Genomic DNA, 6,527 nt, shown 5'->3' on the forward strand with positions numbered 1-6,527 from the left:
ATCAGTCCTTCAGGCTTTCGCCAGTCAGGCGTTCCAGTGCTTCGCGGTATTTGGCGGCAGTTTTTTGCACGACTTCATCTGGCAGGGCTGGCGCTGGTGCTGTCTTTTTCCAGCTGGTGATGGTTTCGAGATAATCGCGCACGAACTGTTTGTCAAAAGACGGTGGTGAAATGCCAGTAGCATAAGAATCAGCAGGCCAGAAGCGGGAAGAATCGGCAGTCAACACTTCATCCATCAGATGCAGCACGCCATTGTCATCGAGGCCAAATTCAAACTTGGTGTCGGCGATGATGATGCCACGAGTGGCAGCGTATTCTGCGGCTTCAGTGTAGAGCTGTATGCTGATGTCGCGGATCTTGGCGGCCAGCTCTGCGCCTATGCGTTGTTCGGTTTCTGCATAGCTGATGTTTTCATCATGCTCACCCATTTCTGCCTTGGCAGCCGGGGTGAAGATAGGTGCTGGCAACTTGGCGGCCTGTGGCAAGCCTGCTGGCAATTGTATGCCGCAGATTGCGCCTGTGTCCTGATAATCTTTCCAGCCAGAGCCGATGATGTAGCCACGTACCACGGCTTCTACCATGATGGGCTTCAGGCGTTTTGCGACGACTGCACGGCCTTTGACTTGGGCGACTTCATCTGCTGCCACCACGGATTCAGGAGCAACGCCAGTCAGGTGGTTAGGCACGATGTGGCCGAGCTTTTCAAACCAGAAATTTGCCATCTGGTTCAGCACGCGGCCTTTGTCAGGGATGGGTTCATTCATGATGACGTCGAATGCGGACAGGCGGTCACTGGTGACGATGAGCAGCTTGTCGTCGCCAACAGCGTAATTGTCACGTACCTTGCCACGGCCCAGCAAAGGCAGGGAATGAAGAGTGGAATTGATTTGCGTAGTCATGAAGGATTTCTTTATGTCGATCTGGATAGGGTTTACACAAAATTGTTGGTGATCTGGCCGAACTGGGCCCGGCCCAAGTGACACTTTCCCAACCACCAATTTTGTCTAAACCCTGAACTTCCTCATCCCGGCAAAACCGGAATGAGGAAATAAATTTATTACTTAGTTAACGATCTGCGCCAAAGCGCCTTTCTTGTATTGCTCTGCCACTTTTTCCAAAGCCATAGGCTTGATCTTGCCTGCCTGGCCTTCACAACCGAAAGACAGATAGCGTGCCTTGCACACCAGCTTGGCTGCTTCACGCGCTGGTTTCAGGTAATCACGTGGGTCAAACTTGGATGGGTTTTCAAACATATAACGACGGATCGCGCCTGTCATTGCCAAACGGATGTCGGTGTCGATGTTGATCTTGCGCACGCCGTTCTGGATGCCGATGACGATTTCTTCTACAGGCACGCCATAGGTTTCTTTCATGTCGCCACCGAACTGGCGGATTTCATCCAGCAGCTCTTGCGGTACGGAAGAAGAACCGTGCATCACCAGGTGTGTATTCGGAATGCGCTGGTGGATTTCCTTGATGCGGTCTATCGCCAGGATGTCGCCAGTAGGCTTCCTGGAAAATTTGTAAGCACCATGGGAAGTACCGATGGCAATTGCCAGTGCATCGCACTGAGTTTGCTTGACGAAATCAGCAGCTTGCTGCACGTCAGTCAGCAATTGTTCGCGCGTCATTTTGCCGTCAGCACCGTGGCCGTCTTCCTTGTCGCCCATCATGGTTTCCAGAGAGCCGAGCACGCCCAGTTCTGCTTCTACCGTGACGCCGATGGAGTGGGCAAACTTGACCACTTCACGCGATACGTCGACATTGTATTCATAGCTGGCGACGCTCTTGCCGTCTTCCATCAGGGAACCATCCATCATCACCGAGGTGAAGCCGGATTTGATCGCAGCCATGCAAACCGCTGGCGACTGGCCGTGGTCCTGGTGCATGACGACGGGGATGTGCGGATAAGCTTCTACCGCGGCTTCGATCAGATGGCGCAAGAATGCTTCGCCAGCATATTTGCGGGCACCGGCAGAAGCCTGCATGATGACAGGCGCGCCAACTTCATCGGCTGCCTGCATGATGGCGGTGACTTGCTCCAGGTTGTTGACGTTGAAAGCTGGCAGACCGTAACCGTTTTCGGCGGCGTGGTCCAGCAATTGACGCATGGATACGAGTGGCATAATTAACTCCAGATTGCTTTATAAAAAAATCTTTGTCCCTGTTACGCTTGGTTCTCGCCTACCCTGACAATTTTCATTGCATTGGTGCCGCCGACCTGCCCCATGGGTTCGCCCCATGTCACAACAATCATGTCGCCCTTGGCAACGACTTCGTTTTCAAGCAAGACAGTTTCGGCAGCTTTCAACACCACTTCGCGGTCAGCAGAGTAAGGCATGTTGAAGGTCTGGACATTGCGGTACAGCGCCGCCTTGCGCTGGGTTGCCACACTTGGTGTCAGTGCAAACAGCGGCACATCAACACTGTGGCGGCTCATCCACAAGGCAGTAGAACCCGATTCGGTCAGGGCCACGATGGCTTTCACACCCAGGTGGTGCGCTGTGAACAGCGCACCATAGGCGATGGACTGGTCGATGCGGGTAAAGGTCATGTTGAGGAAATCGGCATCGAGCTTGTTTTCCTGGAATTTTTCTGCTTCCAGGCAGATCAGCGACATCGCTTCCACGGTTTCTATCGGGTATTTGCCGGATGCAGTTTCTGCTGATGTCATGACGGCATCGGTGCCATCCAGCACCGCATTGGCCACGTCGGACACTTCAGCACGGGTAGGCACGGCATTGACGATCATGGATTCCATCATCTGAGTGGCAGTAATGGCCACCTTGTTGGAGGCACGCGCCATCTTGATCATGCGCTTTTGCAAGGCAGGTACTGCCGCATTGCCGACTTCTACAGCCAGGTCACCACGGGCAACCATGATGCCGTCAGAGGCATCCAGAATTTCTTGCAGCAGCGGTATGGCTTCTGCACGTTCTATCTTGGCGATCATCATCGGCTTGTGATTGTAAGGCTCACCCGCGATGTTGGAGAGTTGCCTTGCCATTTCCATGTCGGTCGCATTTTTGGGGAAAGACACGGCCACATAATCGGCCTGGAAAGACATGGCTGTCTTGATGTCTTCCATGTCCTTGCCTGTCAATGCTGGCGCAGTCAGGCCACCACCCTGACGGTTGATGCCCTTGTTATTGGACAGCTCGCCACCGATTTTTGTAATGGTATGGATTTCATTGCCAACGACTTTTTCAACGACGAGCACGATCAGGCCATCATTGAGCAAAAGCAGGTCGCCATTTCTGACATCACGTGGCAGGGCTTTGTAATCAAGGCCGACGCGCTCTTGCGTGCCCATGGTGCAGTCTGCATCGAGGATGAACTTGTCACCGTTTTCAAGATTGATGCGGGAATTTTCAAACTTGCCTATGCGGATTTTTGGGCCTTGCAAATCAGCCATGATCGCGATTTCGCGGCCACACTCTGCTGCTGCCTGGCGCACCATGGTGGCCCGGTCTATATGATCCTGCGCCTTGCCATGTGAGAAATTCAGCCTCACCACATTCACCCCGGCTTGTATCATACGCTTGAGCGTAGCCAAGTCATTGGAAGCTGGGCCTATGGTGGCAACAATCTTGGTGGCACGTGACATCTGGTCTCCTGAAAATTTTTTTATTTGCAAGCACTGCCTAAGCTACTGCATCACCAGGCTGACAATTTTGAGTCTGCGATGCTCGTCGTACTTAAGTACGACTGCGCTTCCGCAGTTTACATTCGTCAAACTAGTGCCGCTCGCTACGCTTATGCAGAGCCTGCACATTGGTTTTATTTAATATCTTCAAAATCTCTACAAGAAACTCAAAAAAATTTGCTTTTACACTTCAGATTTTCTCAAAGTCTCTGGGTTGAGATGAATGCATTTATTTCACAGCACGTTGCAACAAAATTTCTACTGCTGGCAGGGTTTTGCCTTCCAAAAATTCAAGGAAAGCGCCGCCGCCTGTGGAGATATAGCCTACCTTGTCCGCAATGTTGTACTTGGCTATTGCTGCCAGTGTGTCGCCACCGCCAGCGATGGAGAAGCCTGCTGAATCTGCAATTGCTTGTGCCAATACTTTTGTGCCGTTGCCGAACTGGTCAAATTCAAATACGCCTACCGGGCCGTTCCAGACGATCGTGCCTGCTTTTTTGATTTGCTCCGCCAGCAAGGCTGCTGTGGTCGGGCCGATGTCAAGGATCATCTCATCGTCCTGCACATCAGCCACTGCCTTGACGGTGGCCACTGCAGTTGGAGAAAATTCTTTGGCGCAGACTACGTCAGTAGGAATAGGTACAGAAGCACCGCGCTTGGCCATCATGTCGATGATGGCTTTGGCTTCTTCTAACAGATCAGCTTCTGCCAGTGATTTACCGATCTTGAGGCCGGATGCCAGCATGAAAGTATTGGCGATGCCGCCGCCAACGATGAGGTTATCTACCTTGTCTGCCAGCGATTTCAAAATAGTCAGTTTACTGGACACCTTGGAGCCAGCCACGATAGCGACCAGTGGGCGGGCCGGATGGCCCAGTGCTTTACCCAATGCATCCAGTTCTGCTGACAGCAATGGACCAGCGCAGACGACAGGTGCAAATTTGGCGATGCCGTGGGTAGTGGCTTCTGCACGGTGGGCAGTGCCAAAGGCGTCATTCACATACACATCGCACAGGGCTGCCATCTTTTGCGCCAGCGCGTCGTCGTTTTTCTTTTCGCCCTTGTTGACGCGGCAGTTTTCCAGCAAGACCACCTGGCCTGGTGCAACATCCACACCATCGACCCAGTTTTGCTTGAGTTCTACGTTCAATCCCAGCAATTCAGAGAGGCGCTTGGCAACCGGTGCCAGTGTATCTTCCGCCTTGAATTCACCTTCAGTCGGACGACCCAGATGCGAGGTCACCATCACCGCAGCACCTGCCTGCAAAGCCTGCTGTATCGCCGGAACAGATGCGCGGATACGGGTATCTTCGGTAATATTGCCGTCATCGTCCTGAGGAACGTTCAAATCGGCGCGGATGAAAACACGTTTGCCCTGGAGCTGGTTTGCTGCGATCAGGTCACTGAGTCGGTTGAATTGCATCGTGATATGGAGTTGGCAAGGTTGAAGGGTGGCGCATTTGCCTGCGAGTGCCGGGCAAATGAATTCCGCCAGGAAATTTACTGCATAAGTTCTCAGCCCGCTATTTTACCAAAGCCCGCTTGCAGACCATACGGTTTTGCGCGGGTTTTGCGCGTTTAATGTGAAATTTGATGATTAATTGACATTTATTTGATGGAATTACTGGGGCTTGGGGATGGTGGGTGGGTTTGATTGGGAGTCACTGATTGCTGATTAGAAAACGGTACGTTCGTGCTTTTATTGTTTTTCGATCAATTTGTTTAGGTTACAGGCAATTATTTACATAGGATGAATTGTCAAATTGGAGTTACTAAAGCTTAGCATTGCCGCATTCATTGCTACGTCATTCCCGCATGCTGTTGACCGGAATGACGACATAAATAGCCACATAAAAGCAAGTCACAAACAAAGCCTCAGGCTCCGATATAGCTTACCCAAGCAAGGCATCAAGCTCAGCATTGAGACGTAATTGAGCTGCTGATTGATCTGTTTCGGTTGAAGTGAGTGCTACTCTTTGCCAATGCGCGGCACAGACAGCCGCAACTGCATGTATCGCTTCATGGCGCTGCATTCCTTTGCTTTGTAATCGCTCCATTGCACGGATAACAGGTCTGACACCATGGGCAATCTGGTCTTCAACGAACACATGAAGGTAGGCATGCTGCTTGGATGCCTTCACCCGGATTGAATCGTGATAATTTTTTGCAACCCTCAATTTATCAGTCGGGGATAGCGCCATCCAGACTTCCCTTTCTTGAGCTTGATCTGGATTGTAGTAGGTAGTGGTCATGCGATGAGTCTAATTCTAGGTCGCCCATTATCCTGCACTACGCGGCAAAATCAAGCAATAAGTACTTGAAAGACAAAGGATACACGAACACAGATTGAAGGCAGGTATCTACCGGGCTGGCGCTCGGGGCGTTCGGGGCAAACTATTGCATGAGTTTTCTGATTCGTCGTATTTTGAATACTTTGGTCTTAATACATTCATACGTTATTTAAAATTGCAGGCCGGGGGTAGCCCGGCAGCTACTCACTTTTCTTGTCTCGCCAAGAAAAGTAAGCCAAAGAAGGCGACCGAGGCGTCGCTGCCCCCTGAAGGGGGTCCCCTTTGCTGCAAGTCAAAAAATGGGAAATGCCCGAAACTCGCCTGCGGCTCAAACAACGGTCATTTCTTCTTCCATTTTCTGCCTTGCATCAAAGGCATCGACACATCGGAACGGCGAAGGTCAAAAACAACGTCAATACAACCAAAATTCAAATTGCATTAAATGTGGTTGATCAACGAGATACGGGGTTGGGGTTGGGGTTGGGGTTGGGGTTGGGGTTGGGGTTGGGGTTGGGGTTGGGGTTGGGGTTGGGGTTGGGGTTGGGGTTGGGGTTGGGGTTGGGGTTGGGGTTGGGGTTGGGGTTGGGGTTG

General features: G+C 51.7%; 6 protein-coding genes. 1 reads left to right on the forward strand and 5 read right to left on the reverse strand.

What is annotated here, in order from left to right; translation table 11 throughout:
- Position 1: 1 nt before the first annotated feature.
- The 5 genes from H8L47_RS18945 to H8L47_RS18965 all read right to left on the reverse strand — a co-directional run bounded on the left by H8L47_RS18945 (position 2) and on the right by H8L47_RS18965 (position 5,897).
- Positions 2 to 898 (reverse strand): phosphoribosylaminoimidazolesuccinocarboxamide synthase, encoded by an 897-nt coding sequence (locus H8L47_RS18945; protein ID WP_186955168.1) that lies wholly within the window; start codon positions 896 to 898, stop codon positions 2 to 4.
- A gap of 162 nt (positions 899 to 1,060) precedes the next feature.
- Complete coding sequence (gene fba / locus H8L47_RS18950; protein ID WP_186955169.1) at positions 1,061 to 2,125, reverse strand: class II fructose-bisphosphate aldolase; 1,065 nt, start codon at positions 2,123 to 2,125, stop codon at positions 1,061 to 1,063.
- Between the two features lie 41 nt (positions 2,126 to 2,166).
- On the reverse strand, positions 2,167 to 3,606 hold the full coding sequence (pyk, locus tag H8L47_RS18955; protein ID WP_186955170.1) for a pyruvate kinase: 1,440 nt from the start codon (positions 3,604 to 3,606) through the stop codon (positions 2,167 to 2,169).
- 268 nt (positions 3,607 to 3,874) lie between these two features.
- On the reverse strand, positions 3,875 to 5,068 hold the full coding sequence (locus H8L47_RS18960; protein WP_186955171.1) for a phosphoglycerate kinase: 1,194 nt from the start codon (positions 5,066 to 5,068) through the stop codon (positions 3,875 to 3,877).
- 469 nt (positions 5,069 to 5,537) lie between these two features.
- Positions 5,538 to 5,897 (reverse strand): hypothetical protein, encoded by a 360-nt coding sequence (locus tag H8L47_RS18965; protein ID WP_186955172.1) that lies wholly within the window; start codon positions 5,895 to 5,897, stop codon positions 5,538 to 5,540.
- A gap of 321 nt (positions 5,898 to 6,218) precedes the next feature.
- Here H8L47_RS18965 and H8L47_RS29460 point away from each other — a divergent pair.
- On the forward strand, positions 6,219 to 6,527 hold a 309-nt coding region (locus tag H8L47_RS29460), incomplete at its 3' end, for a hypothetical protein (RefSeq protein ID WP_222616599.1).

Origin of the sequence: Undibacterium umbellatum, assembly GCF_014284125.1 — a bacterium.
Taxonomy (GTDB): Bacteria; Pseudomonadota; Gammaproteobacteria; order Burkholderiales; family Burkholderiaceae_D; genus Undibacterium; species Undibacterium umbellatum.